A 26,853-nucleotide genomic window follows, 5' to 3' on the forward strand; every position below is an offset into this window, starting at 1 on the left:
CCTCGGCGTCGGCCTTACCTGGCCGATACTCCTGAACCCCGGCAAGGCTTTCAAGGGCGGCGGAGGACCAGCACGTCTTCGTGCGCCACCAGGTGCACGGGGATGCCGTCGTCGCGGCTGCGGCGGACCGCCATCATTCCGAACATGCTGGCCCGGTGCACGACCTGCCCGTCGCGGACGGCGGCGAGCATCGCCGCCGTCCGTTCCACCGGGACCAGCCCGGCTGACTGTGCGGCGGCGAGCAGTTCGCCGGGCAGGTCGATCAGGTCATCGCGTTGGCGGCGTACCGGCCGGGAGGTGATCACCACTGTTCCGCCGGGACGTAGCAGCTGGTAGCTGGCGGACAGGATGGAGGCGAACCCGTCGAGCAGGCGGGACCACCCGGCGTAGGCGAGGTTGCCACGCTCCCGGTCCTCATACAGGTGGTCCCGCTTGCGTACCCCGCCTCTGGTTGTCTGCACGAGGCCATGCGTCCCGCGCCCGTACGGCGGCGAGGTAAGCACGAGGCTCACCCGGCCGACCGCCGACGCGGGCACCAGGTCGAGCAGACCGGTGGCGTCCCCGGTGAACACCGTGGCCGTGCTGGCGGCGCCTTGCGACGCGGCGAGGGCGACGTTGGCCTCGGCGAGTGCGGTGTAGCGGGGCTCGATGTCGATCCCGATGCCGTGCCGGTCGAGGTGCATGGCTTCCACCAACGTGGTGCCGGACCCGCACATCGGGTCGAACACCACCTCGCCCGGCGCGGTGTATGCGCTGATCGCGTGCGCGGCCAGGTGAGGCAGCATTTTGGCCGGATGGCTGGAGGTCTGCCGGACGTAGCGGCCTCGCCGCTGGTCACGGGCGGGTATCTGGCAGGTCAGCCACACCGAGGTGATCGGCAGGATCTCACCCATCGGTGGCCCCGCCCTGTATCGCGCTGCGGGTCAGGATAAGCACGTCGGTGTGGATCGCCAGCTGCGCCTGCTCGCCGCGTCGGGGCAGCCGGTCGGCCGCCACGATGTGCTGCAGGTACGCCAGCCCGGCCCGCTTCGCGGCGATGACGACGTCGACCGGCAGGGCGACGTCGCCGTGCGCCAGCACCACCGCCACGCAGCCGCCCGGCACGAGATGGGCGCGGCAGCGGAGGAAGAAGTCGACCGGAGAGGTGTCGGCAAGCGGCCAGCCAGTGACGATCAGCGTCGCCGACTCGCGGCCCCACCCGACTGGGCGCGCCGCGTGCAGATGACTACGGCGGTGTGCCGCGATGATCGCGCGTGCCAACTGTGGTCCTTTGGCCAGGTCGATGATGAGGTCGGACGGGTGGGTGAGGTTGTGGACCAATCGCATGCCCATCGCGTTGGACATGGCCTCGCCTTCGTGTGGGGCGGGGACTGGCCAGACAGTGATCGGCACGGGCGGGTCGCCGGGCACCACGTCCCCCACGGGAACCGGTGCTCGGTGATGGTTTCTGTCGGTCATGGGCACGGTGGCCCCCGGGACCGGCGGGCGTACTGACGATTCCCAGTGCGCCGCTGACAGGCCGATCGAACCCGCCCATGACCTGACAGCACCAGTCATTCGGGCCGGTCTGACAGCCACGTCAACGAATCGGCGGCGGTGAGCGCAGTGGCGAACCTGACATGGCCGGTCACGACCTATCCGGGTCTGACAAACGCTCGTGCTGTCAGGCCGGGCTGTCCCAATCGGAGGCCTCGGAGCCTTCGCACGAGGCGAAGCGCTCCCGGCAAGGGGGACATCACCATGGCAACGACCACGCGCACGAGGATGGCCAACACGGCTCTGACCATCGCCGAGAAGGCTTTCGGACTGCTGACCTGCGAACCCGCACCGCTGGTGTTCGACGCCCGGCCGGTGCCGGGCCTGCCAGACACCACGATGCCGCTGGACGAGCTGCGCAAGCTGCTCATGTTCGAGCGCTACGGCAGCGACACCACCGACGAGTTGTGGCGGCAGCTGGCCCACCACGCCCGCGAATGGGGACCGGCCTGGGTCGTCGGCGCGATCGGCGTGGCGTTGCCCGCGTTGACGCACCTCGCGGTGAAAATCAGCCGCGGCTACGCGCGGCACGCCGACGACGTGGACTCCGAAGTCCTGGCCGGATTCTTGCAATCGTTGCGCAGTGCGGATCTCGCCCCGCCCCGACTGTGGCTGCGGCTGTGCTGGGCGGCCTGGCGCGCCGGCACCGCGGTCGTCAAGACCGACGACGGCGAGGAACTGCCGCTGGACCTGCCCACCGGGTCGCGCTCACCACGGATGCCGTACGGACATCCGGACCTGCTGCTCGGCCGGGCAGCCGCCGCCGGCCTGATCACGGCCGAAGCCGCTGAACTGATCAGCGCCACCCGGTTCGGCGACGCGCTGATCGAGCAGCTGGCTGCCGAGAAGGGCGTGACCGGACCATCGCTGCGGATGCGCCGCCGCCGCGCCGAACGGGTCGTAGCCGCCGCGGTCATGCGGGGGGACCTGTCCGGTCCGAGCTCTTCGGCCAGCCGCTGCGAAGGCGCCATAGCCGCCTGAGAGCACCAACCGGTCGGCAACAGGCCGCGTACATAGGTAGCAGCGCGACGGATAAGAATCTACTTTCGGCGCAATCAATGCAGATGCTCCGGAGGCCGCTCTCGCGACCAAGCCGACTAATCCGGCCGGCTGGACCTGATCCCCGTAGCACCGTGGCGAGCGCCCGGATCGCGGCTAGGTCCGGGTGTGGTGATCAAGCCTGGTCTGCCTCCGGCTGCGAGTTCATGGCACGGGTTGAAGCTGAACGAGGATCATCCAGTTGTCACCATCGGCGCGGTACGTCGCCCGGACCCGGTATTCGCTCGGGCGTAGATCGATCACGAGGTGGTTGTCAGGCTCCAACTCCGCTCCGGGCCATGCCGAATCGAACATCACGACTGGCCCGTCCACCACCCAGATTATTCGGGGACAGCAGCCTCGCGCATGGCGCGGTCGGCGAGATGGCGAACGTCTTTCAGGAGTTGCTCTGGCGGTTGACGCAGGTCGAGTGGTCGGTAGCCGATGTTGGTGTTGGTGTTACGGGCACGCCATGTGGTGGCCGATTCTGTGCCTTGAGCGTAAAGAATCCAACCGCAACGCAGGTTCAGCGCAGTGCAGTACGCGAGCATCTGGTAGACGTCGGGGTTGGTCGGCTTCCCTGCCCCTGGCTCGATCTTGCACTTGGCATCGAAGACGGCTACCGGTCGTCCGTCGATAATGTGCAGGACATCGGGTTCGATCCGGATGCTCTGCCCTATGTCGAGCGTCCATCTGCCAGGCGCCTCGGTGTGGCCACCGTAAGTAGACAGCGCCTCACGTAGGGCCACGCCGATGAACGCTTCGAAGACCTTCTCCATGTTCACGACGAAGGCCGCGATGGCATAGCGGCCATCGCCGGGGTCGGCAGAGCAGTGCTGCACGATCAGCTCGCTGAGGCGCAGCGCCGGGGCGTATCGGGCGTTGAGCCGGCTCGGGCGCCACACGGGCAGTGGAGCTCCTTGCGGCAGCACGCGCACCCCGGCCAGTCGGGCATCCAGCTCCGTCAGATCAGCCTGATCGGCGTCGCGCAGTCGCGGCACGGTCAGCATGCGTTGTATGGCGGTGCGCAGGAGACGGTTCTCCGGGATGTCCTTGCTGAAGTCGTCGTACCGCACCTCGACCGGTAGCGGCAGGCCGGGGCGTGCGGCCGCGTGGTCGCCGAACCGGATTCGTCCGCGTACTAGCGGCAGCGTGTCGTCGATGGTGGCGTACCCGTGCAGCGGACCGGAGGCGAGTGCGCGACGGGTGTAGCGGATCAGTGATGTGGCCAGGGCGGGCCATAGTCCGGCGGTGGGAACGCCGGCGACGTCTTCCGGGCGGAATCCGGGGTTGGTCGCGTAGCCGAGGAAAAAGAGCATGTTGGCAAGGCCGACCTTCGGCGTCACTTCGACTTCGAGATTACCGACACGGATTGCTCCGACCTTTCGGCCGGCCTTGATCTTCCATTGGCCGCCGACGGCAGGGCTCACGGTAACGAGGTCCGCGGCGCGCAGGGCAGCGACCTGGTGGTCGTCCAGTGTCAGCACGACCGCCTTGGATCCGACCTCGGTGAGAACGATGGAACCCGGCGTGGTGCTGGTGTTCACGCCAGCCTTCCGTCGAAGTCGGCATTCTGGACTGGCACAGTGACGCGCGCAGCGTCGGTGTCGTCGCCTACCCGGCCATTAGGGGCGCCTTGTGTGGCGATAGCCGTGCGGATCGCAGCCAGCCCGAACCGGCTACGGACCGCTGCGCGTGATAGGCGTCCCGCATAGTGCTCCTCGAGTAGCGGCAGGAGGTCATGGTCCCAAATCCGCGTCAGGCCCTCGACGCGTTGGGCGGCGGGGCGCATAAAGTAGGAAGGGCCGATCTTGAAGTCGTGGTCGGCGGTCCCGATCGCCGCGTTTAGGGCAGCCAGCAGGGCGGGACGTTCGTCATCGGCCTTGCCCTGCTTCTTCAGCCACGCGTGCAGCACCGACGAGACCGGTTCCTCGTCCGGGTGCAACTCGACAAATGCGAAGCGGCGACGGATGGCAGCATCGACCAGCGCAATCGACCGGTCGGCGGTGTTCATCGTGCCGATGAGCAAGACGTTTGGCGGCAGGTTGAACGCCTCCGCCGGCGAGTACTGCAGGCGAACGGTGGCCTGCCGATACTCCAGAAGGAAGTACAGCTCTCCGAAGACCTTCGCGAGATTGGCGCGGTTGATCTCGTCGATGACCAAGACGTGCGGCTTGCTTGGATTCTCCTTGGCTGCTGCGGCGATCTCCCGCAGCGGTCCGGGAACCTTGGCGAAGCCCACCGCCGCGCCGTCTGCGCCCTCAACGGGCCGGAAGCCTTCGAAGAAGTCCTCGTAGGCGTACGAGGGGTGGAACTGGACCAGACGGATCGCGTCCCGTTCTGCGATGTGTCTGGCCACCGCCTGGGCAATGAACGTCTTGCCCGTCCCAGGTGGGCCGAAGAGGACGACTTGGGACCGCTCTTGCCACAGATCGAGCAGCTTCTGCAACCAGTTCTGAGGAAGGTTCAGGCGATCGGCGAGATCGCCGGTAGCCGACGGCAACGCAGGAACAGTGTGCGCGGCCTGCCTGCCACGACTGTTGCCATCCGCCTCGACGCCGGCAGGCTCAACCACCTCCTCGATCAGACCCGTGAGCGCCTCCAACGCACCGGTCAGGTCAACGACGACACCCTGTTGATCCAGCTCAGCCGGAAGGGGCGCGGGGAGGGCGTCCACCGGAACCGGGTCAATCGCCACCCACTGCACCGGTCTGACCAGCAGCAGGTCGTCTCCGTCGAGAACGTAGTCCGGCGCTCCATCGATCACGCCGAGGTGCAGCTCGTCGTTGACCACTGTCGCCACGACGTCCTCGACGTTCATCAGCGACAGGAACGCGTGGTACTCCGTGGCGAGCACGAGCCGCCCGGCGTAGTCCAAATGCCCGAACCCGGCATCCACGGCTGACCGCACAGCGGATCGCTCTGATCCCGCGGGCACCTGGCCGATGCGGGTGGCCGCCAGCGAGACGACCTGGTCGCTCTTCCACTGGTCGAGCACGTCTTCACCTGCCCGGGACCGGACGAGCCAGGCACGCCGGCCCTGTGGTGGCGGCTTCCACTGACTCGCAAACGGCGGCCGATAGAAGTCGACTCGCTGCTCACCGACCTGCTTCTGCACCTGCGTGGTGATGTGGAAGAGGTCTCTGTTGAGGTCTTGCGTCGGCGCCACTGCAGCGCCCGGAGCGAACGCGTCGCGGATCGCCCGCTTATGGGCCACGTTGACGATGGGCAAGAAGTGCGTGGGGAACGCGAGGTAGAGCAGCGCCTCTCGCAACGAGGGCATCAGCTTCTTCTCGTACACAACCTCCTGCCACACCCAGGGGTCACCCAGAGCGAGAGCGCGCCGTTGCTCAGGTAGCGCCCACCAGGCCAGGAGAAACTGGACCGCGTCGGCCAGCCACTTCCACAACATCGTGTGGGCGCCGGTCCCCCCGTTCCAGGTCCTCTGCTGGAAAGCGGCCAGGACCGGCTCCGGGATGGTCACAGGCTTACGCATCCAGGCCAGTACGGCCTCAACACGTCTGCGCTTGGTTACCGGGGTGAGGTTGCTCAGCGGAAGCGCCTGCAGGGTCAACAACTCCGCAACCAGCAGCTTGACCTCATCGGAGGCGTCGTCGAGCTGCCGTTGCAACTTGACCAGGAACGCATCGGAGCCCTCGTCCGGGCGCTCGTTGTAGGCACGGAACAACTCCCGCGCAGTCTCCTGGGCCCACGCCCGTCTGCCAGGGACAAGCAGCGAGCCGCCCTGGCCAAGCCCTAGATCGATGAGCCTGCGGCCGACCGATCGCACCATGTCGTCGTCTCGAGAGGGAATGATCGCCCCGTCCGCCACGACCCACCCCAATCACGTGCGGCTTTCAATACAGAGGCCAGCGGTGACGCCACCCCACGCAACCTAATGACGTTGGTACCGCCCAGCAACGCCCAATCGGGCGAAAGGCCCTCCCCTCTCACAGGGTCGACTCTCACAGGTCGAGCCGTCACAGGTGAACAGGCCGAGGCCGACGCGCCGGCGCGATCGTCCAACCGGCAGCCGTAGGTCCCTTCCTCCAGCGCTCAATCGAGCCACTGAAGGAGCATCGAGCACGGGGCACAGGAACGCCGCTCGAGGTCGGATTGCCGACATTGCTTAGAGGTCCTAGCTTCTTGAGTGTTGGAGTCGGCGCCAGCAGACTCTGGCGCAGGCGAGGGTGAGGAAGGCTTCGTGGATGTCGTCTCGGATCTCACAGCGGATGCGTAGGCGGCGGAACCAGTGCAGTAGGGCGATGGTTTGCTCAACGACCCAGCGTCGGATGCCGAGCCCGGATCCGTGGCCGGTGCCGCGTCGGGCGATGACCGGGGTGATGCCGGGGCCTGCCGCGGATGCCTCTGATCCGGGGGACCTTGTCGACCAGGGGCAGTAGTTGGGTGACGTCGTGGCGGTTGCCGCCGGTCAGCGCTGTGGCGAGGGGGATGCCGCCTGCGTCGGTGATGACGTGGTGTTTCAAGCCTGGTTTGCGGCGGTCGACCGGTTTTGGGCCGCCTTTGAGCGTCCGGACGTGGGAGCCGTCGATCACCGCCCGCGACAGATCGAGTTGCCCGGCGGCTCGGAGTTTGCCCAGCAGGACTTCGTGCGGTTCCTGCCAGACGCCGGCGTCGTTCCAGTCCCGCAGCCTGCGCCAGCAGGTCATGCCCGCACCGAAGCCTAGCTGTTGGGGCAGGTACTCCCAGGGGATCGCGGTGTAGAGCACGAACAGGATCCCGCACAACACCTTGCGATCGTCGAGGGGTTTGCGGCCCGGGTAGCGATGCCGCCGGGGCGGACGGGGTGGCAGCAGCGGCACGATCTCGGCCCACAGGTCGTCCGACACGATCCACGGCGGCTGCTCACCCCTCCTCACGTTCAGACAGAACGATCCTCACATCCCGAGGACCCGCCCAACATCATTTCGTTAGGAGCTCTAAGAGCCTGGACGACGATCGTCTTCAACACCGACCAGTTCGGTATCGACAAGGAACCCATCCCGGCCGGCCGTGAGGCGGCCGGCGGCCGACCGGGCCGCCGGGCCGCGTGGACCCACAGCAGCTACCCCGACGGCGCTCGGGCGGGAATCACGATCGGGGAGACTGCCCAGTGGAGGGTCAGCACCACCGCCGACCACGTACGGGACGATGAGGTGACACCGCGGGTGCGGGCCCGGGCCGGCAAGGAGGAGTGGAGGTTCCTCATCGGTGGCGGTACCGAACGGCCTGCAACCGCTCAACTCCATCCACTGAGCCCTACCCGGACACGCCCGCCTGGCACTGCCCGACGAACTGTGAGCGCCGTCAGGTCCGCCAGCCGGGTGCCGGGCACGCCCGCAAGTCCGTCCTCTGCGGGCCTGCTGGACGCCCTGGCAGTGCCCTCGGCGCACGGTCCGCTCACGCCCAGCGCCCGAGCTAACCGTGCGACCACTGCTGGGTCTGGGGAGTCCGCCGGCCCTGCAGCCCGGGTGGCTATCGCCGCTGCAAGCAGGGCTTGCACCGCGGACGGCGCAGGATCGGCAACGTGACCGCCAGCACGCACATCGACAGCTTCGCAACACCGATGAGCGGCGCCGCGACGTCTCCGAGGCGGACCGCCGCCCAGTGCAACGGAACGTGGACGCCCGGACCGAAGTACAGCACCGCCATCGCGGCGGCCTGCCCCACGATGAACAACACACCGGTAACCGAAGCCCCGCGACGTACCCAGACGATGCGCCTCATACTGCGCCTCAACCAACGCGACAAGACCCGGCGATGATCCGGGCCGGCGGGCGCCGATAGCATCTGCCGGCGGTCGTTGACGTTCTCCACCTGCCGGTTCGGCAGCAGCCCAGCCTCGACACCTTCGCTAGGAAATGCCTGGCGTTACCCGGTGTGATACTGGCTAACCCAAGCGCCGTGGCCGAGGTCAGATGGATCGCGACGGGACCGATCTCGAGACCCAGGTCCTATGTCGGCAAGCCTCCACCATCTCTCTCTTGCGGCTCGGAGGTCATCAATCCACGAACGTCGAAGGGCGCTTCTTGGGGTTCGTATACCTCGATCAGCGTTGCGGGCATCTTGCAGTCGTAGGTCAGTTCGTCTATGGCTGCCCTGCAGACCAGTTCGGATGCGGCCACCACTGCGCTTGGAGGCGTCGGGGAGACGGGCGCGTCACAGCCGTGCTCGTGAGTCTCGCCTGGTTGGGGGTTGGCCAGAACCGCTTCGAGATGGCGCTCCGCGCCGCGCAGGGGGAAGCGGTCGACCCGAGCGATGGCGCCCTCTCGCTGGAGGCAAACGGACAGAACGGGCGTTGCGATGCAGCTACTTGCCCTGGTGAATAGTGCCGTGGCCCGCGCGTCTGCCGTGGCGTCTACGACCAGATGATGGTCGCGGAGTAGCTTCATCGCCTGTTGAGGTGTGGCTAGCCTGTCGACGGTGCCGTCAACACTGGTGGTGTCGAAGCCTAGGGCGGCCAAGCGGGCCTTCACGGCATGGACTTTCGGGAATCCGACCAGGCTTTCCCCGGCCAGGTGGCGTACCAGGTTTCCTGGTAGTAGCAGTTGTGGATCAAGCATCGTTAGTTGTCGTATGCCGTGTCGGAACAGCAAGTCGGCGACGAACGATCCGATCGCGCCGGTGCCGACGACCGCGACGCGTCGGTCAGCCAGCTTGGTCGCGGCCGGGCCGGCTCGCAGCATTCGGGTCGTCAGGCTCGTGTCGGCCCCCTCGCAGGAACGGACCTCGATGGGCGGCGTCTGGGACGGTGCTGGTCTAACAGCTAGCGCCAGGACCCCGTCGGCGCCGTGCCGGCGGTATCGCAGAACCACGAATTCAATGACGCCGACTGAGATGAGCCAGATGAGGTGCCGAGCGTCTGCGCCGAGGGCCTGGCACAGCGATGATCCGTCCTGCACCGGTCGGTCCAGCTGGCCAACGTCAGCGATCCAGGCGAGCCCTCGATGCCTGCGGCCGATCTTTGGACCACCGCCACCTCTGTCTTGAGCCCTTCGTCGCTTGCGGGGGACAGGGCGGCTTGGCGGCCGCTGCGGTTCGTCGCTGATCGTCACGCGGAGACCGTTGGCTGTGGCTTGGGTCCGTACACAGCCCTTGACGGTGGCAAGCCTGTCGCGGTCGTAGAGCAGCAGACGTGGGTCGCTAGGGAGATACCGTTCTAGGTCGCAATCGGTATCGTTGGGCCAGCAGGCGTCGGTCTGTCTCAGCCAGGCGGCGACCCTGAGCAGTAGTTGGCTTGGGCTACGCCAGGGTGCGTTGTCAACGGGCACGTTGGACGACCAAAGGCACAGCGAGCCGTCGAATTCACGGTGGAAGGTCAGCTCGAGCGGCATTCCGGCGTCGAGGATGCGGACCTGCGGAGGGCCGAAAGGGAATGCGTCGGTGAGCGCGACTTCGATGGTGGCTGTCTTCGCCCCCTGCGTGCTCGAGGACCGCCACCTCAGTGGGCCGATCAGCGTGTCGCGGTCACCGTTGAAGCCGTGGGCAGCGAGCCCTCGACGAAAGGTGTCTCGCTCGTCGGTGAGTTCTTGTGCCCAGGTGCCAGTCATGCGAAGCGATCGTTCCCGGCCGGCACGGCTGTAGCCACTGCGTACTGACGGGTCAGACTGGGGCTTGCGCTCAGGGCGTGGTGCGCTGCAGCGGCGGGACTCGGGCCGAGAGCTCGGGCAGTTCGGGCGAGCACGTCATCGGTGTGCTGGGCGTTGGCGATCGCAGTGAAGTCGCGCAGCGCTGCCTCGATCCACTCGAAGAAGCGTCGGGCTCGGGCAGGGTGTCCGATCCACCGGTCGGCGAAGTTCTCGCCGGGCTCGACCGGGTTGGCGATGACGTGTTTGCCGAACTTGTAGTCGACGTGTGTTGGCATCTGCTCGACGACATGGTGGAGCACGTTGAACAGGCCACCTCGGGGTTCGTACGACTGGGCGGCGAGGGTGGTGATGATGATCGATGAGGGCCGGTTGCCAAGATCGTCAGTGAAGAAGATGTCGCGGTGGCGCTTCAGTGCTTGAACCGTCCGCTGAAGCGTCGTCTTGAAGAACCGCCTCGGCAGCGCCTCGATGTCCATCTGTCTCTTTTCGGCGATCTTGAAGGCACCTGCCTTCCACTCGTCGTACTGGATGTCGAGGAACCAGTCCGCATACTCGATTGGGGCTGAGGGGTGCCACTTGGCAGCTTCGGTGTCGGTCACCCAGATGCCATTTGGCTCGACTTTGGGGTTGGGGATGGCTGGGAGGATGTCCATGTGGAACGGCAGAGTGTCGTGCTGGAAGGTCCAGCAGCGGCGACCCTCGTCGTCCAGGGTGAGGCCCAGCTCCGGGTACTCCTTCGCGAAGTGCTTGAGGGCTTCTCCGACGTCTGCCTTGAGGTCGGCCCGCGAGATCTCGGACTTGTCGAGGTCGTGTCTGCACACCATGTCCAGGTCATACTCGTCGCGTCGGTGGATGAGCGCGGTGACGGTGCCCAACCTCATGGATCCTTGCGGGTAGAGGGCACCTCCGGATTCGCTGTCGGCCCAGTAGTCGCGGAGGAAGCCGCACGCCGCCTTGCATGTTGCTTCGGCGACCAGGAATTGATCTTCGGGGATGTCGAACGATTCGATGCCTGCGCCGAGCACTCGGGCAAGCTGATCATCATGGCTCATGTTCATGGCGGGTCCTCCAGTGCGTGATGATGTGGTCTTGTGCTGGCGGCTCCGAACGGTTACCAGCCTCTTCGGAGCGACGGCGAGACCATAACGGACGCCTACGACAAGAAGCGGGTGAGCGTATTGCCACAGCAGCCCAAGCAGTCACGGCCCAAGGTCACAGAGCAGAATAAGGTTCTTGTTTGGGCCCGAGCTGCAGGACGGTGCACCTTCTGCAACCTGTCTCTTGTCGAGGCGACCGAGTTGGGCGAGGCGGTGCCGATAGGGGAGCTCGCGCATAACGTCGGCTGGTCCGAAGGCTCCCCGCGCGGCAAAGCTCCGTTACCCTTCGAGTGGCGGGCCGACGCAAGCAACCTCATCTTGGCGTGCAGGAACTGCCACAAGCCGATTGATGACGGTGGCGTGGCGGGGCGCTATACGGTAGAAGAACTAAAGCGCCGCAAGCAGGAGCACGAGAGCAGAATTGAAAGTCTCTCAGCTATCGGAGCCGACCGCTCCGCCTACGTGCTTCGCATTGTGGGTGATGTTCGCGGCGTCCCCGCCGAGTTGGCGCGGTCGACTGTGTTAGCCGCGACCACAGCGGCAGGGCTCTACCCGAGGATTCTCCCCGGCAGCCACTGGGACTCCGATGCAGATCTTGACCTTCGCAATCGGGGCAGCCTGAACCAGACTGATTTCGCACGCTTGGCCCGAGAAATCGCCGACTTCACGAAGCGCGTGCACGACGGGGTGCGTCGAGACGCCGTCACCCGCCTTGCCGTATTTGCTTTCGCACGTATTCCTCTACTGATTGCCTTGGGTTCATGCCTCGACGACAAGGTGTCCACAATCGTCTTTCAACGGCATCGCACTGACGCTATGAACGCATGGACCTGGCCAAGCAACCAGAAGCAAATTGTCCTGTTCCAGATTACACGAGTCCGAATAGGCGAATCACTTCAGTCAGTCACCCTGGTCCTGAATCTTTCTGGCACGATCCACGAGCAAGACCTGCCCACGGAAGCAGCAGCGACTCATTACATCTACTCGATCGCGCCGGTTCCTCCTGCCGAATCAGGGCCAACTCTGCTCTCCTCCCCTGCCGACCTTGCGTCCTTCGAAGGGATCTTGCGCGCGTTCCTGGCGAGCGTCGAAGCAGACCATGGACGGTTGGACGAGATCAACGTTTTCGCAGCAGTTGGAATCTCGGCCGCAGTCACCATCGGGAGGGTGCTCATGCCACACGTCTCACCTGCTCTGAACGTCTACGACCGGCGCGATGACGGAACGTTTTTCCTGGCGCTCCGAGTCCGGCGCTAGGCAAACGTTTCGCCCGACTACGTACGAGGTCAGAGACACCGATAGGAAGCGCTGGCTCGCCATTGGCTAAAAGTTCAGGCCCACTCCCGCGTTCAGATGCCCGTCGTCAACATGCCTGAAAGTCGCGGACGATCCGGCACAGCGCAACTGCCGACGTCCGCGGTATCGAGGTGGATCCGCTGTTGCTCCATGCGTCGGTCCGTGTGGAGATCGTGGACGACCTGTGCGCCACCGGCTGCCACCGAAGAGTCGGGCTGGGCCTGTACGTCATCCCTCACTGGCCTGGCCTGGACCTACCGTCGTCGTACCTGTCCCGCAGTGGTCAGTCGAAGACCTGGTTGACCGTGACTCGGATGCGCTCGGGGTTGCTGTCGACGATCAGCCACCAGTGGTCGTCGTAGGGCACTTCCAGGACTACGGGGGTGAGGTCGTAGAAGCCGCCGAAGAACTCGTACTCGTCGCCCTCGACGTACGCCTGGTACTCGTCGTCGTCCATGAGGCAGACCCTGGCGGTCGAGCCGCGCAACCCGATCTCGAACACCGCGCCAGTGGCGCACTCACCAAGGTCCCAGTAGAGGTGATCCACACACTATGTGTAGTGGATGATGACGCCCCGTAGAAAGCCCTACCGGGCGTGGTCTTCTCCGCTCCGCAACCCACGGCCGCTCGCGAGGTGCCCGCCGATGTGATGCCAATGGTCAACATTGCTCACGACAGATCGCCAGCGGCGGCCGTGTTCTCGACTAGCCGCCGGCAGTCACGAGTTGTGACGTAGGCCCGGACCGCCGAGGCAGAGGAGGCCCGGGGGTGGTCCCAAGACCCCGTATACCGCCAACGCCGGCCCGTGGTGCCCCGCGCAAAGCCTGGGGTGGCTGCCCAAATCTTCGGCGATCTTCTGCGCATTCATCGTCCACTACTGTCCGCCGTGGACGGTTTGCCAGTACACCGGCCGCTCAGGCACAGGTCGGGTGGGACAGGGCGCTCAGTTCACCGGCCACTGTGGCTGCGGTGCGCCGCCGCTGGCCCGACGTATCCGCTCCTCGACAGACCGTTCAAAGTCGCTCAGGTCCTGCGGCGGCGGGGGCGGTATGGGTGCTGCCGTCCGCGCTTTGGCGCCATACCGGTCGGTCAAACGGTGTGCGACCTCCGGCCTGGTGGCCTGCGGCCAGACCACGAAGTGGTATTCCTCGACCGGTTCGAAGGCAACCCCGTCCGGCGCGATTTCGCGACCCCTGGCATGCAATCTGATCCGGTACTGTCCGGGGCCGTTTGCGCAGAGTACGGGCAGTTTCGGCGGGTCGGCCGATAACGCCGCGACCCGCAGGTCGCCACCCGGCGAAAGGATCGACTGCTCGACCACCTCATCCCAGCCGGCCATAGCCGCCGCGTCGGGTTGCGGCGGCGGCAGGTCGTGGACCTCCACAGAGACGTGTACGGAGCCGCTGCTAGCACCCGTGAGGCTCACAGCGATGCCCGGCTGCTCGTCGGGCCTCGGCGGGTGTCTTGCCCTCGCTGATTTTGCGGAGGTAGTAGACGCGGCCGGGCCGGGGTCGCGGGCCTGGCAGACCGCGATGGTGTGGATGGCGGTGTTGAGTTGGCGGTTGCCGGTGGGGTTGAGCCGGTGCCGGCGGCGTTCGCCGCTGGATGCCTCCAGGGGTGCGGTGCCGGTGTAGCTGGCGAAGTGGTCTGTGGTCGGGAAGCGCGTGACGTCACCGACGTGGCCCAGGATTTTCCCGGCAAGGATGTGCGCGACCCCGTGGATGTTGGTGATGGTGGAGTGGGTCTCGGCGAGGGCTTGGCGGGTCTGGGCCTGGTTGGTGTGCAGCTGCCGGTCCAGGCGGCGCAGGTCGGCGATGAGGTCGCGGGCAAGGTCGCGTCGGCAGGTGTCGGTGGCGCTGATCGGGCGCATGCCGCGGAGCAGCGTGGCGGCCTTTTCGGCGGTGAGATCCGGCGCCGCGCCGCCGGGGATCAGGTCCCGCAACAGCACGTGCAGTCGGTTGAGGACCCGTACTCGTTCGCTGGCCAGGTCGTCACGGCGCTCGGAGAGCAGGCGCAGCCGGGTGCTGTGGTCTTCGGCCACGACGGTGCGCAGCCGCTTGTGGCGCATGGCGGCGTGCGCGACGCTGGCGGCGTCGGCGGGGTCGCTCTTGCGGGCACCGCCGGTATCCAGCAGCCGGGCGCGAGCGGCGAGCGTGGCCGGCACGTCGACGACGTCTTCGCCGCCACCGGCGAGCAGTTGGGCGATGCCGCGGCCAAGACCGGCGGCGCCTTCCACGGCAAACCGCCGCTGCGGCCAGCGGGCGGCCCACCCCATCAACGTCTTGTAGGCGCCGGCGTTGACCGCCACGCGTCTGACCGCCAACTGCCGGCCGGTGGCATCCAGCGCCACGGCGGTCAATGAGGCTTTGTGCGGGTCGATCCCAATCGTGATCACGGCAGGCAGAGTCCCTTCACCAGGCGGGCAGGAGATGCGCCGTGGTGGGCAGCCTGACTTCAAGAAATCCTTGTGCACGCCTCTGTCGAGCCACACCACGGCCGGGCGCCGGCCAGCCGTGGCACGCTCTTGATAAGCCAACCCGAAGGCGGCAAGGGGTTTGCGAGCCAATGCCAACCGGCGCCCTGACGCTACGGGCTGCAGACCCTCGCGCCTGTCCCCATTAGACAAGTCAAGGGTTTGCTCGGCTCGAAGTAGCGTTGCCCTCCCGGCTCGACAACCCAGGTGGATCGAGCAACGGGAAGACGCGGTGAGTGGCACTTCAGATCGTGTGGTCATCGGTATGGACCCGCACAAACGCTCCGCCACGATCGAGGTCATGGCCCGCGACGAGACCGTCGTCGGCGGCGGCCGGTTCGACACCGACCGCGACGGCTACGCGGCGATGAGGAAGTACGCCAGCCGGTGGCCGAACCGGGTGTGGGCGATCGAGGGCTGCCAGGGCATCGGCCGGCACATCGCCAACCGGCTGCTCGCCGACGGCGAACAGGTCGTCGACGTCCCGCCGAAGCTGTCTGCCCGGGCGCGGGTGTTCGCCACCGGGCAGGGCCGCAAGACCGACGCCACCGACGCCCACTCCATCGCGCTCGTCGGCACCCGCATGGCCGGACTGCGCCCGCTGGTCAACGACGAACAGCTGGCCCTGCTGCGGATCCTGGTCGACCGGCGCCGCTCCCTCGGCGAGGACCACACCCGGATGGTCTCCCAGCTGCACCAACTGCTGCTGGAACTGATCCCAGGTGGGGCGAAGAAGAGCCTGTCCGCCGCCCAAGCCAAAGCGCTGCTGGCCACCGTCCGCCCCCGTGATGCGGTCGGCAAGGCCCGACGACGGGTCGCCGCGGAGCTGACCGCGGACCTTGAACGGATCTACCGACACTCCGAGGAGGCCGACAAGGAACTGAAGGAACTGGTGGCCTCCACCGGCACCACGCTGATGAACCTGCACGGCATCGGCCCATCCGGCGCCCGGCTGCTGGTCGAGGTCGGCGACATCACCCGGTTCCCCAACCGGGCCCACTTCGCCTCCTGGAACGGCGCCGCCCCCATCGACGCCTCCTCCGGCGAGCAGGTACGACACCGGCTCTCCCGCGCCGGGAACCGACAGATCAACCGGGTACTGCACACCATGGCCACCGTCCAGCTACGCAACCCCACCGAGGGCCGCGCCTACTTCGACCGCAAGAAAGCCGACGGCAAGACATCAATGGAAGCGATGCGCGCGCTGAAACGACGCCTGTCCGACATCGCCTACCGGTGCATGAACAGCGACACGGTGGCCACGGCGGCGGGCCCGGGAGGACACAGGGAACGACTACTGGCTCCAGCGTGACCGACTCTCATCCCCCAGCCGGCTCTTCGGAGGAGTCACTCCCCCGGACCCGCCGAAACCCAGGATAGAACCCTCCTCCCGGCGATGCCTTGACACAGAGGGGAGCCTGCTTAGGCCCGACGAGGGAAAGGATCGCCTATGGGCCAGGGGTCGCCGAGGCCGAACCAATCGGCCTGAGCACGCGGCGGGTCGGTGAACTCCATCCGACCGTCGGCGCAGAGGGTAGCCCGGCGCCACATCGGCAGCGCTTCAACAGCGTGCTCCGGGTCCGGGTGCTCCCAGATCGTGTGCTGCTGATTGCCGACCGACGCAGGGCGGAGCTGCTTGACGACGAGCACGGCCGACACCCCTCGGTGGTCCCACTTGTCGCCTGCGTACCAGTAGCCGTTGGCTTCGCGGACGACGACTTGCGATTCGGTGCCATCCGGCGCCGTCGTGATCTGCAACATCTCGTTGCCGTAGAGGACGTTGTACACGTCGTGGTCGTCCAAAGACATGCTGCTCGAAGCGACCGCCACGATGAACGGCGCGCCGAGGGGGCCGTAGGCCCCACCCTTGTCGCTCAGCGCCCCGAGGATGCCGTCCTCGTCGTTTACCCACGCCGCGTTCCCGCCGAAGATCCCCAAAGGTCGGACGCCTTCCCTTCCGCGCGCCTCGGAGGACTTGGGAATGGCCCAGAAATCGATGATCCAGCCCACATCGCCACCCTCGGTCGGCTCCACGTACGGGTGGTACGGGAGGTCATCGCGGCGCCCGCCCGGCGTGACTTTGTCGGGGTCCAGGCCGCTGAGCCATCTCTCCAGGCGGCCGCGCAGCGGTTTGGCGCGGAGCGGACCAAGGCCTTGCCTCACGACCTCGATCCAGAGGAGAAAGTTCGGGCTGTCCAATCTATTGAGCGACTCATACACCACGTTGATCCGCGCCGCCGCGCCGACAGCGACGTCGCTGACGGATGCCGAACGCGCTTCGACGTAGATCGACCGTCCGTCCTTCTCAGCCAGGAAGTCCGGCCGGCGAGTCGTCCCCTCAGGCACCGGGTGGCACGTCACGGTGTAGCCCATCCGAAGCAGGCACTCGTGTAGGTACAACTCGAAGAACGCCCCGTTGAACTGCCTGTCGTCCTTCGATCTCAGCCGGCCCCTCACGTCGGCTTGGGCGTCCGGGCACAGGCGGCTGAACCAATCCTCGATCACGTCACGAATCTGGTCCCAGTACGCCCCCGAGACTCGGTCCAAGAACTTAAACCGCCCATCTCCGTGCACCGCCGGGGACGGGTCGGTCCGGGTGATCGCAGAGAAGATCGTCACCACGACATCACAACCCGGCGACGCTCTTCGGACAGTTGCGACACGCCGCTGTATCCGCTCATCGGCTACACCCACGCGCCAGCCGCGGTCGACCTCCGTCCTGGTCCTTACGCTTCGGTCTCAGCAAGGTAGGCGGGCGCATGATCAGTCCGGCGTCGCGGCCGTCGACGGCACGGGCGACAGCCTGCGGTAGTGGGCCGGCACGGTCCTGTCGCCCGCGGCGCGAACTTCAATCGGCCGCCTCCTCAGTTGACGGTGCGGGGCAATCCGCGCCACTCCAGCTCGCAATTCCGGCGCCGCTTCCCCTTGATCAGCGCGAGCCAGGGCGCAACGGTCACGGGCCAGGTCGGCGAGGTCACCACCCCGACATGCCGGCGCAAGACCTCGCCTGCCACCAGGGTCGCGTGCGACCCCACCAGGTGGTCGGAGTTCTCCTGCAGGTACGTGAGCGCCTCGTTGGGTAGGCCGCCGCGCTCGTAGGCGTCCTCCGCGAGCAGCCAGGCTCCCAGCGCGTCGAGTGGCTCGGCCAGCCACGCGTCGTGCTGCAGAATCCCGATGACACGGCCGGTGCACCGATTCGGACCAGCCGCCAGCCCTGGTACGCCAGCCTCACTCGTCGGGGTGACGCTCGGAACGAACGCCGTGCGATCATCGTGACGTGCTTCAGGTCATCACGGGGATGTACTTCGGTGACGTCGCGCTGAATGAGACCAAGCATCGCCGAACTCTCTACACCAACGCGGACTTCTCCGTAGTCGGGCCAGTCGCTATGCCGGTGGGCAATCTGGCCCCGGCGACCGATCGTGAGCGGGTCAACACCGTCTTGCTGGAGTTCACCGAGTGTCTGGAAGCCGTCCTTCCCGACGGCACCGAGGATTTCATGATCTCCACCGGCGGGGACGAGATCGCTGAAGACCTCGCCGTGGTGCTGTCCTTCGCGCTGAACGCCACGTTCACCCTAACTCGGGAAAAGGCGGACCGACTCATCAATGAACCGTCGGCATCGGCCCGACGGTTGGTTGCCGCCGACGTCATGCCTCGCACGTTCACGCCGCACCTGGTGCTGCGTCCCGCCGACATCGAGGACCTGCGCGCCTTCATGACGCGCCTGCTCGCCCTGCACCGCGAGGCATACGAGCGAGCCATCAAAGCGATGCGCCGCATCGTCACCGCCAGTGAGCGAGTCGCCGAAGACCCCACGCTCGCCTACACCGACTACGTCGCGGCCCTGGAATCGCTGTCGGCCGGCACGCCCGTCCCGGATACGGGTTGGGACCGCTACCCGCACGAGAAGAAGCGAATCCTCGACCCCGTCCTCGCGGAGTTAAGCGAGGAACAAGCCGATCAGGTGCGGTCGGCGATCCTCGCGGCGGACAAGGCCGGCATTGCCGCCCGGTACAGGGCGTTCATGCTCAGCCATGTCCGTCCTAGCTTCTTCCGCCAGGAAGCAGCCGGAGTGGTCGGGCCCGTGACCGAGCCTGCCCTGCAACTACTCGTGACCCAGTCTTACACCACCCGATCCAAGAGCATTCACGAGCTGCGGGAACTCCGCAGGGAAGCCTGGCTGCACGCCGGTGGCGCCCACACCATCGACGTGCCGAAGGCCGGGCCGATGCTCACCCATGAAGGCCTCAACCGGCTGGCCCGGCACGTGATCAGGACCTTCGTCTACCGCGGTCCGACCGATCTCGACAGAACGTTTCGGTGGCGTGAGAATTTGCCCAACGTCATCCAGGTCCGGCTGGCACCGGAGTTCTACCTCGGCAATCCCGAGTCGATGACGAAGTCCACCGCGGCGTTCAGAGCCGGCGAATTCTTTGGCTACGTCACCGAAGTCCTAGCCGGACGGGACAAGCACATGCGAGTCGATATGCGTCCGGTGCTCGAACGAATCGAGGACATGCTGGCCACGCACCGTAGTCCTGCGATCCGCGAACCGATGCTGGCCATCTATCTGCTCTGGCACCGAGTGATGGCGACCGAGCTACACCGCCCCGCGCCCGACGCTGTGATGAAGGCGGCGCTCACGGAGCTTAAAGTGCCGAGCATGTGCTCGTTCACCGTCGGGGCGCTGCTCGGCCACACTCCGCCCTGGTCACTCGACGATCTGTGCGAACTCGCCGAACAGCGATATGAGGAACTCAATCGGCGCCAACACGTCGAGCTGCCGCCACGAGTGGACTCGGCGCTCTGGGCCCTCGTCGCGCACCGCCTGCTGAGTGACGGCGCACCCACGTTGGCCCTTGCAGCGATCGACAGGGCGGTGAAGTGTTCGCCGGGCAACGAGGACTTCATGGAACTCGAGCGACGGGTCGTCGTCGGCCAGTTGGACGACCCCGACCTGAAGGCGTTGATCCTCGGCCAGTCGTCGCCGTCTCAGCAAGCCGGCACGACTGCCACCGAGGAGTAGGCCAGCGGCTCGCGCAACGTCGCGTAGGTGTATCAATCACCAGCAGCACATAAGGGTCGCACTCCACCCGTGCTGAGCGATAAATCCCGCAGTCGTCAAGTAGCTGCCTTCTGAAGGAAGTCCTACCTGCTGTCCCAGTTCACTCCGAGTACTCTCTTGCGTTTCGGTCCGCACCGGCCTTTCTGGTTCGCGGTCCCAGGGGACTCCGTGAGTCGCTGACTGGTCCTGTCAGGTCGTGACGGGTGCCGGGCGAGTTCGATCGGCCTGACAGCCGAGATCTGGGCGGTGCATGTCATCCACGGCATGCCCGCCCGGTGGGGACCCTCATCCGGCGAGGCCAATGGTCCGGCACGGCTGGCGCGGCGTACTGACACCGCAACCCTCGCCGAAGCAAGGGAGGAGCGCCCCCACCGGCCCAGTCGAAGCTTCGCCTTGGTCCCCACCGCGGCGGCCCGCAGGATTCTTGTGGAGCGTCGCAATGCACACAACTCTGTCAGTCCTGTCCGATCTCGCTGCCGCCGCGCCGCAGCCACTGGCGGCTCCGAAATCGATCAACGAGGTCATCTCCTCGATCACCGCGTGGATCATGGGCATCATCGCGCTGGCCGCGACGATGTTCCTGGTCATCGGTGGCCTGCGCTACATGGCCGCCGGCGGTGACCCGGCCCAGGTCGAGCAGGCGAAGGGCAACTTCAAGTCCGCTTTGGTCGGCTACGCGTTGGCGGTTCTCTCCCCCGTGATCCTGCAGGTGCTGCAGGGCATCATCGGCGGCTGAGGACACCGGTCATGGTCGACTGGATGATGAACGGCCTGGTGGAATGGCTCGCCGAGCGGTTGCAAGATCTCCTCGGCGGGCTCTTGGCCTATCTGACGTCGTCGATGTTCTTGTCGCCGGACGTCACCGTGTTGCCGCAGGTGCAGACCATCGCCGCGAAGAGCGCGCTGGTTGTCAACGCCTGCTACATCCTCGCGCTGGTGACCGCCGGCGTCGTGACGATGACCAGTAGTTCGGTCGAGATGCGGTACGGCGTCAAGGAACTCGTGCCACGCCTCGTTGTCGGGTTCATCCTGTCGAACGTTGCGGTTCCACTCTGTGCCGTTCTCATCGATGTCGCCAACGCGTTGACGGTGGCCATGGTCGGCACTGCGGCGCCGACCACGCAGGCGGTCACGATGGCCCGTACCCACGTGGCTGCCGCTCTCACCGACCCGGCCAACGCCCTTATCGCGCTGGTTATCGGGTTGCTGATCGTCGGGCTGATGTTCGCCCTGGTCACCGGTTGGGTCGTACGCGTTGCCGTGCTGGTCATCCTGGCCGGGCTCGCCCCGCTCGCGCTGGCCTGCTATTGCCTGCCCTGGACGCAACCAACCGCCGACCTGTGGTGGCGCAGCATGCTGGGCTGCCTCGGCACGGCCGTGCTGCAGGCCATCGCGTTCTCCACCGGCATCCACCTGCTCACCGACCCGGAGGCGAGCATTCCGGTCCTGATCGGCCTGCCGGGCTCGGACGTGTTGAACCTGTTGCTGGTCGCGGTGGTGTTGTGGATGACGGTCAGGATCCCCGCGATGATGGGCCGCTACGCGGCGGGCAAGGGGTCGCCGAACGTCGGCGGGATCATGCTGCGGGCAGTGGTCATCCAGGGCATCACCCGCCGTCTCCCGGGCGGCGGGCTCGGGCGTACCGCCTTGCGAGGTGGGCGATGACGATCGAGGACCACGTCCCGCGTGCCGTCGTCCCGGCCAACGTCAACGAGCCTGACCGCATCGCGTTCGGGCTGACGTTCCGGCAACTGGGCATCATCGGCGGTGCCGGCCTTGTCGGCCTCGGGGTCTACGACACGTTCGGGCATCTACTGCCACAGGCGGTGTGGATCGTTGCCGGGGCGCTCGTGTTCGCCGTGGCGGTCGTGGTGGCGCTCGGCCGCCGTGACGGCCTGCCGCTGGACGTGTGGCTGCGGCACGGGTTCGCGCTGAGCAGCAGGCCGCACACGCTCGCCCCGGGTTCAGCTCGGGTCAGCGCGGTCGCGGTCGTGGCCGGCCAGCCGAGCCTTCCGGCGCCGCTGCGTTCTCCGGCTACGGCGATCAGCCCGACCGGAGTGCTGACCAGTGAGGGCGGCGGCAAGGTCCTGATCGCCTGCGGCACGATGAACATCCACCTGCGCACCGGGAGTGAGCAGGGGGCGCTGTTGGAGGGGTTCGGGCGGTTCCTCAACAGCTTGACCGGGCCGGCGCAGATCGTCGTGGCTGCGCAGCGGCACGACCTGACCGTCTACGCGCAAGCAGTCGTCGACCACGCGCCGCGCTTGGCGCATCCGGCGTTGCAGGCCGCCGCCGACGACTACGCCGAATTCCTGCTCGACCTCGACAGCCAGCGCGATCCGCTGCGCCGCCAGGTCGTCATCGTCACCGCAGAGCTTGGGGCTGACGCCGGCGTGCGCGCGCTGTCCGGGCTCGGTGTCGAAGCTGCCCCTCTGGATGGGCCGGCTGTCGCCTCCGCGCTGGCCGGTGCGGTCGATCCGTTCTCCCCGCCGGTGCCTGGCCCGCGTGCGGTGCCCGGCGCCCCGATCACCCTGCGGAGCACATCGTGAACCTGTTGAAAATGCCGAAGATAAGTGTCGCGGCTGGCGCGGAGATGCCCTCCCCCGCCGCGTTGTCGGTCACGCCGTGGCACGTGCAGGTCGGCGACGGGTATGCCGCCACCTACGTGGTGTGCGGTTATCCGGCCGAGGTCGGCCCAGCCTGGTTGGACCCGCTGCTGTCCTACCCGGCACGGGTCGACGTCTCGGTGCATCTGGACCCGGTGGCGCCGCATCTGGCCGCGCCGATGCTCAAGCGCCAACGCGCCCGCCTCGAATCCTCGCGCCGCCTCGACGCCGACCAGGGACGCTTGGGTGACCCGATGGTCGAGGCGGCCGCGGCCGACGCCGCCGACCTCGCCGATCGCGTCGCCCGCGGCGCGGCGAAGCTCTTCGACACCGGCATCTACGTCACCATCCACGCCCGTACCCTCGACGAGCTGCGCACCGTCACCGCGGGCGTGAAGGCGGCCGCCGCCAGCGTGCTGCTGGATTTGCAACCGGCCACGTTCCGGCACCACCAGGGCTGGATCTCCACTCTGCCGGTCGGTGTGGACCCGCTGCGGATGCGCCGCATCCTCGACACCACCGCCCTCGCGGCGGCGTTTCCCCTCGCCTCGCCGGACCTCGCCGCCCCGGCCCCCGGCACCGTCGCTGCGCCCGAGGGGCTGCTGTATGGGGTCAACACGACCAGCAACGGGGTGGTGATCTGGAACAGGTGGGCGCAGGACAACCACAACTCGGTCGTCCTGGCCCGCTCCGGCGCGGGCAAGTCGTACTTCGTCAAACTGGAGGTGCTACGGAACCTCTATCAGGGCACGGTCGTGTCCGTCATCGACCCCGAAGACGAGTACGCGCCTCTGGCCGAGCACGTCGGCGGCACGGTCGTGCAGCTCGGCCAACCGGGCGTCAGGGTCAACCCCTTCGATCTGCCCGCCGACCACCGGGCCGACACCCTCACCCGACGCGGCCTGTACGTGCACACACTGATCGCGGTCATGCTCGGGGCGGCACCGCCGCCGGGTGAGCGCGCCGCGTTGGACCGGGCGATCACCGCCACCTACGCCCGCGCCGGGATCACCGGCGACCCGGCCACCTGGGCCAGGCCTGCGCCGCTGCTGCGGGACCTGGCCGACGTGCTCGCCGCTGACGGCGACCCGGCCGCCGGGCAGCTCGCCGCCCGGCTCGCCCCCTGGACGGTCGGGAACTTCGCCAGCCTGTTCGACGGTCCGACCACGACCGTCCCGGCCGGGCACCTGGTGGTGTGGTCGCTGCGGCACCTGCCCGACGAGCTGCGCACGGTGGGCACGCTGCTGGCGCTCGACTCGATCTGGTCGGGCATCGACACCCCGGCCACGGCCGCCCGCCGGCGGCGACAGCTGGTCGTGGTGGACGAGGCCTGGCTGCTGATGCGCGACGGCGAAGGCAGCAGGTTTCTGTTCCGGATGGCCAAGGCAGCGCGGAAGCGGTCCGCCGGCCTGTGCGTGATCACGCAGGACGCGGCCGACGTGCTGTCGACCGACCTCGGCCTCGCGGTGGTGTCCAACGCCGCCACGCAGGTTCTGATGCGCCAGTCCACGCAGTCCATCGACGCGGTGTCCGAGGCGTTCGGTCTGACCGCCGGGGAGTCGCGGCTGCTGCTGTCGGCGCCGCGCGGCGAGGGACTGCTCGTCGCTGGTTGTAGCCGGATTCCGTTCCGCAGTGTCGGATCGGCGGCCGAGCACAAGCTTGCCGTGACGGGAATCGGGGAGGCCGCATGACCTCCACCCCGACCTGGCCCGCCGACGTGGGGCATTGGATCATCGCCCGGCCGTGGCTGGGCTTCATCGCCGCCGCCGCGATCGTCAGCGCAGTGTTCGGCCACGACCGACTGCTCGCCTGGCGGCACCAGCGGTTCACGGCCGGCGCACGGTGGCTGACCGTCGCCGCCCCGCCGGAGGTCACCGCCGAGGCTGCCGCGGCGTTCTGGACCACGCTGGTCGGCGTGCTGACGCCGTCGGTGTGGCAGCAGCGCCTGTTCGGCATCCCGCACGTCGGCTGGGAGTACATCTGGACCGGCCGGTCCCTGACCATCCGGGTCTGGGTGCCGGGCACGGTGGCGCGCGGCGCGGTCGAGGCCGCCGTCCGGGCGGCCTGGCCCGCGGCCACCCTCACCACCGCGGACGCCGCACCGCCGATTGCGCCCACCGTCGCCGAGGAGGTGGGTGGGGCGCACTGGCCGCAGCACACCGACGGGCTGCCGCTGCGCAGCGAGCACGACACCGACCCACTGCGGGCGCTGCTCGCCACCGGAGCCGAGGTACGCCACCGCGAACACGCATGTGTGCAGATCCTCGCCCGCCCGGCACCCACCCGCCGCGTCCGCGCCGCCCGCAGGGCCGCCGCGAGCAACCATCGCCACGGGCGGCCCGACCTGGCCACCCGCGCCGTCACCGGGGCGGTGCGGCTGGCAATCGAGCCCCTGCTGTGGATCCTCGACGTGTTCACACCCGGCGCGTCGCGGCCCCGCACCCCGGGCCATGCCCCGGTGCGTCCGGCCGAGCGGGACCCGGTGGCCACCGCTGAGGCCCGCACCGTTGTCGACAAGGCCGTGCGGGTGCCGCACTACGAGATCGCGGTCCGGTTCGCCGTCGCGGCTGACGCCGGCACGTCCCCACCAGACCCGCAACGGGCCGCGCACGTCCGCTCACGCCTCGGCGGGCTCGGGCACACCATCGCCTCGGCCGCCGCGGCGTACACCGGCCCGAACCGGCTGCGCCGGATGAAGATGCCCCGCCCGGTGGCCACGCTCGCCGGACGGCAACTACGGCGCGGGTTCCTGGCCACCGTCCCGGAACTCGCCGCCCTGGCCGCGCTGCCGCAAGACCTCGCCGTCCCGGGCCTGGACCGGGCGCGGGCCAAGGCCGTGCCGGCACCCGTGCAGGTGCCCTCCGGCGGGCGCAGCGTGAAGGTGCTGGGCCGCTCGCAGCTCGGCCACCACAGCATCGGCCTCCGCGTGACCGACGCCCGCCAGCATGTGCACGTCGTCGGCAAGACCGGCGTCGGCAAGTCCACGCTGCTGCTGAACATGATCCTCGGCGACATCAAGTCCGGGCGCGGGACCGTGGTCATCGACCCACGCGGCGACCTGATCACCGACATCCTCGACCGATTGCCCGCCTCCTACGCCAAGAAGATCGTGCTCATCGACCCGGACCAGGAGAACCCCGGCTGCTTCAACCCCCTCGATGACGGCGGCGACCCACACCTGGCCGTGGACAACCTCGTCGGCATCTTCGCCAAGATCTTCCAAGGCCAGTGGGGGCCCCGCATGGACGACACCATGCGCGTCGCCTGCCTCACCCTGATGCGCCACGCGAAACCAACCCTGAGTCTGGTCCCGTCGCTGTTGCAGGACCGGGACTTCCGGGCCCGGTTCACCCACGGCCTGGACGACCCGGACGGCCTCGGCGGGTTCTGGCTCTGGTACGACGGCATCAACGAGCAGTTCCGGGGCCAGGTCATCGCACCCGTCCTCGCCAGACTCCGGGCATTCCTGCTGCGCGACTTCGTCAAGTCGGTGATCGGCAACGCCCACTCGTCGTTCGACATGGGCCGGGTCCTCGACGGCGGGGTGCTGCTCTGCCGGCTACCCAAGGGCATCCTCGGCGAGGAGACCAGCCGCATCCTCGGCTCGATGATCGTCGCCCGGGTCTGGCAGGCCGCCATCGCCCGCGCCAGCATCCCCGAAGACCAGCGCAAAGACGCCAACCTCTACATCGATGAGTGCCACAACTTCCTCACTCTGCCCGGCAGCGTCGGGGACATGCTGGCCGAGGCGCGCGGTTTTCGGCTCGGGCTCGTCCTGGCGCACCAGGACCTGGCGCAACTGCCCAACGACATCGCCGCGGCGGTGTCGGCCAACGCGCGCACGAAACTGTTCTTCACCGTCGACCCCGCCGACGCGCGGGACCTGTCCCGCCACACCAAACCCGAGCTGGATGAGCACGACCTCGCCCACCTCGACGTCTACACCGCCGCCGCCCGGCTGCTGGTCGGCAACCGGGAACTACCCGCGTTCACCTTCGTGACCAACCCGCCGGCGCCACCGGTGGGTGAAGCGACCGCGATCCGGCAGGAGTGCGCCGCCGCCCACAGTCACACCGGTGGCGAGCCGCCGATGCAGCAGCTCGCCCGTACCGCGATGAAGCGGCGCATGACCGACCGCGACCGCTGACCC

General features: G+C 67.6%; 20 protein-coding genes and 1 pseudogene. 9 read left to right on the plus strand and 12 right to left on the minus strand.

Annotated features, from left to right (window positions below; all coding sequences use genetic code 11):
• Positions 1–50 precede the first annotated feature (50 nt).
• The gene (locus tag F4558_RS14305) at positions 51–893 is read right to left on the minus strand and encodes a TRM11 family SAM-dependent methyltransferase (protein ID WP_167944607.1); all 843 of its coding nucleotides are present in this window, start codon (positions 891–893) and stop codon (positions 51–53) included.
• On the minus strand, positions 886–1,344 hold the full coding sequence (locus F4558_RS14310) for a hypothetical protein (protein WP_245241327.1): 459 nt from the start codon (positions 1,342–1,344) through the stop codon (positions 886–888). Before F4558_RS14310 ends, F4558_RS14305 begins: the two co-directional genes overlap by 8 nt.
• A gap of 396 nt (positions 1,345–1,740) precedes the next feature.
• On the opposite strand from F4558_RS14310, the gene F4558_RS14315 reads away from it, so the two are divergent.
• On the plus strand, positions 1,741–2,517 hold the full coding sequence (locus F4558_RS14315) for a hypothetical protein (protein ID WP_167944608.1): 777 nt from the start codon (positions 1,741–1,743) through the stop codon (positions 2,515–2,517).
• Positions 2,518–2,739: 222 nt separating this feature from the next.
• Here the strand turns inward: F4558_RS14315 and F4558_RS14320 are convergent, their stop codons facing one another.
• The 7 genes and pseudogenes from F4558_RS14320 to F4558_RS14350 all read right to left on the minus strand — a co-directional run bounded on the left by F4558_RS14320 (position 2,740) and on the right by F4558_RS14350 (position 11,221).
• Positions 2,740–2,889, minus strand: a complete 150-nt coding sequence (locus tag F4558_RS14320) for an immunity 21 family protein (RefSeq protein ID WP_245241879.1) — start codon at positions 2,887–2,889, stop codon at positions 2,740–2,742.
• A 26-nt stretch (positions 2,890–2,915) separates the two neighbouring features.
• Complete coding sequence (locus tag F4558_RS14325) at positions 2,916–4,121, minus strand: McrC family protein (protein ID WP_312877335.1); 1,206 nt, start codon at positions 4,119–4,121, stop codon at positions 2,916–2,918.
• On the minus strand, positions 4,118–6,406 hold the full coding sequence (locus F4558_RS14330) for an McrB family protein (RefSeq protein ID WP_167944610.1): 2,289 nt from the start codon (positions 6,404–6,406) through the stop codon (positions 4,118–4,120). Before F4558_RS14330 ends, F4558_RS14325 begins: the two co-directional genes overlap by 4 nt.
• A 306-nt stretch (positions 6,407–6,712) precedes the next feature.
• Positions 6,713–7,427: pseudogene (locus tag F4558_RS14335) on the minus strand (IS5 family transposase).
• 622 nt (positions 7,428–8,049) lie between these two features.
• Positions 8,050–8,391, minus strand: coding sequence for a hypothetical protein (locus F4558_RS14340; protein ID WP_167944612.1), 342 nt, complete (start codon positions 8,389–8,391; stop codon positions 8,050–8,052).
• Positions 8,392–8,528: 137 nt separating this feature from the next.
• Positions 8,529–10,124: a ThiF family adenylyltransferase gene (locus F4558_RS14345; RefSeq protein ID WP_167944614.1), complete on the minus strand. Its 1,596-nt coding sequence runs from the start codon at positions 10,122–10,124 to the stop codon at positions 8,529–8,531.
• Positions 10,121–11,221, minus strand: a complete 1,101-nt coding sequence (locus F4558_RS14350; RefSeq protein ID WP_167944616.1) for a nucleotidyltransferase domain-containing protein — start codon at positions 11,219–11,221, stop codon at positions 10,121–10,123. Before F4558_RS14350 ends, F4558_RS14345 begins: the two co-directional genes overlap by 4 nt.
• Before the next feature lie 33 nt (positions 11,222–11,254).
• On the opposite strand from F4558_RS14350, the gene F4558_RS14355 reads away from it, so the two are divergent.
• The gene (locus tag F4558_RS14355; RefSeq protein ID WP_167944618.1) at positions 11,255–12,517 is read left to right on the plus strand and encodes an SAVED domain-containing protein; all 1,263 of its coding nucleotides are present in this window, start codon (positions 11,255–11,257) and stop codon (positions 12,515–12,517) included.
• Between the two features lie 322 nt (positions 12,518–12,839).
• Here F4558_RS14355 and F4558_RS14360 read toward each other — a convergent pair whose 3' ends face one another.
• Together F4558_RS14360 and F4558_RS14365 are read right to left on the minus strand one after the other, a co-directional pair.
• Positions 12,840–13,103 (minus strand): DUF1883 domain-containing protein, encoded by a 264-nt coding sequence (locus F4558_RS14360; RefSeq protein ID WP_167944620.1) that lies wholly within the window; start codon positions 13,101–13,103, stop codon positions 12,840–12,842.
• A gap of 396 nt (positions 13,104–13,499) precedes the next feature.
• Positions 13,500–14,951, minus strand: a complete 1,452-nt coding sequence (locus F4558_RS14365) for an IS110 family RNA-guided transposase (RefSeq protein ID WP_167944622.1) — start codon at positions 14,949–14,951, stop codon at positions 13,500–13,502.
• 343 nt (positions 14,952–15,294) lie between these two features.
• Here F4558_RS14365 and F4558_RS14370 point away from each other — a divergent pair, with 343 nt between their 5' ends.
• Positions 15,295–16,341 carry an IS110 family RNA-guided transposase gene (locus F4558_RS14370; protein WP_209273298.1) on the plus strand — a complete coding sequence of 349 codons (1,047 nt, stop codon included), beginning with the start codon at positions 15,295–15,297 and terminating at the stop codon, positions 16,339–16,341.
• Positions 16,342–16,451: 110 nt separating this feature from the next.
• Here the strand turns inward: F4558_RS14370 and F4558_RS14375 are convergent, their stop codons facing one another.
• Entirely contained in the window at positions 16,452–17,648 is a 1,197-nt protein-coding gene (locus tag F4558_RS14375; RefSeq protein ID WP_167944624.1) for a hypothetical protein, read from the minus strand.
• Between the two features lie 658 nt (positions 17,649–18,306).
• Between F4558_RS14375 and F4558_RS14380 the strand changes: the two genes are divergently transcribed.
• The 6 genes from F4558_RS14380 to F4558_RS14405 all read left to right on the plus strand — a co-directional run bounded on the left by F4558_RS14380 (position 18,307) and on the right by F4558_RS14405 (position 26,850).
• Positions 18,307–20,058: a hypothetical protein gene (locus F4558_RS14380; RefSeq protein WP_167944626.1), complete on the plus strand. Its 1,752-nt coding sequence runs from the start codon at positions 18,307–18,309 to the stop codon at positions 20,056–20,058.
• 478 nt (positions 20,059–20,536) lie between these two features.
• Positions 20,537–20,833, plus strand: coding sequence for a pilin (locus tag F4558_RS14385; RefSeq protein ID WP_167944628.1), 297 nt, complete (start codon positions 20,537–20,539; stop codon positions 20,831–20,833).
• Between the two features lie 11 nt (positions 20,834–20,844).
• Positions 20,845–21,762 (plus strand): TrbL/VirB6 family protein, encoded by a 918-nt coding sequence (locus F4558_RS14390; RefSeq protein WP_167944630.1) that lies wholly within the window; start codon positions 20,845–20,847, stop codon positions 21,760–21,762.
• On the plus strand, positions 21,759–22,646 hold the full coding sequence (locus F4558_RS14395; RefSeq protein WP_167944632.1) for a PrgI family protein: 888 nt from the start codon (positions 21,759–21,761) through the stop codon (positions 22,644–22,646). Before F4558_RS14390 ends, F4558_RS14395 begins: the two co-directional genes overlap by 4 nt.
• Positions 22,647–22,657: 11 nt before the next feature.
• Positions 22,658–24,394, plus strand: coding sequence for a VirB4 family type IV secretion system protein (locus tag F4558_RS14400; RefSeq protein ID WP_376767594.1), 1,737 nt, complete (start codon positions 22,658–22,660; stop codon positions 24,392–24,394).
• The gene (locus F4558_RS14405; protein WP_167944633.1) at positions 24,391–26,850 is read left to right on the plus strand and encodes a type IV secretory system conjugative DNA transfer family protein; all 2,460 of its coding nucleotides are present in this window, start codon (positions 24,391–24,393) and stop codon (positions 26,848–26,850) included. Before F4558_RS14400 ends, F4558_RS14405 begins: the two co-directional genes overlap by 4 nt.
• Positions 26,851–26,853: the final 3 nt, after the last annotated feature.

The sequence above is a fragment of the Micromonospora profundi genome, from assembly GCF_011927785.1.
In the GTDB taxonomy this organism is placed as follows: Bacteria; Actinomycetota; Actinomycetes; order Mycobacteriales; family Micromonosporaceae; genus Micromonospora; species Micromonospora profundi.

Bases quoted from the DNA above. Each gene is read 5' to 3' on its own strand.
- F4558_RS14305 (WP_167944607.1), bottom strand. From the start codon at position 893: ATGGGTGAGATCCTGCCGATCACCTCGGTGTGGCTGACCTGCCAGATA.
- F4558_RS14310 (WP_245241327.1), bottom strand. From the start codon at position 1,344: ATGTCCAACGCGATGGGCATGCGATTGGTCCACAACCTCACCCACCCG.
- F4558_RS14315 (WP_167944608.1), top strand. From the start codon at position 1,741: ATGGCAACGACCACGCGCACGAGGATGGCCAACACGGCTCTGACCATC.
- F4558_RS14320 (WP_245241879.1), bottom strand. From the start codon at position 2,889: ATGTTCGATTCGGCATGGCCCGGAGCGGAGTTGGAGCCTGACAACCAC.
- F4558_RS14345 (WP_167944614.1), bottom strand. From the start codon at position 10,124: ATGACTGGCACCTGGGCACAAGAACTCACCGACGAGCGAGACACCTTT.
- F4558_RS14350 (WP_167944616.1), bottom strand. From the start codon at position 11,221: ATGAACATGAGCCATGATGATCAGCTTGCCCGAGTGCTCGGCGCAGGC.
- F4558_RS14370 (WP_209273298.1), top strand. From the start codon at position 15,295: ATGGACCCGCACAAACGCTCCGCCACGATCGAGGTCATGGCCCGCGAC.
- F4558_RS14385 (WP_167944628.1), top strand. From the start codon at position 20,537: ATGCACACAACTCTGTCAGTCCTGTCCGATCTCGCTGCCGCCGCGCCG.
- F4558_RS14390 (WP_167944630.1), top strand. From the start codon at position 20,845: ATGGTCGACTGGATGATGAACGGCCTGGTGGAATGGCTCGCCGAGCGG.
- F4558_RS14395 (WP_167944632.1), top strand. From the start codon at position 21,759: ATGACGATCGAGGACCACGTCCCGCGTGCCGTCGTCCCGGCCAACGTC.
- F4558_RS14400 (WP_376767594.1), top strand. From the start codon at position 22,658: ATGCCGAAGATAAGTGTCGCGGCTGGCGCGGAGATGCCCTCCCCCGCC.
- F4558_RS14405 (WP_167944633.1), top strand. From the start codon at position 24,391: ATGACCTCCACCCCGACCTGGCCCGCCGACGTGGGGCATTGGATCATC.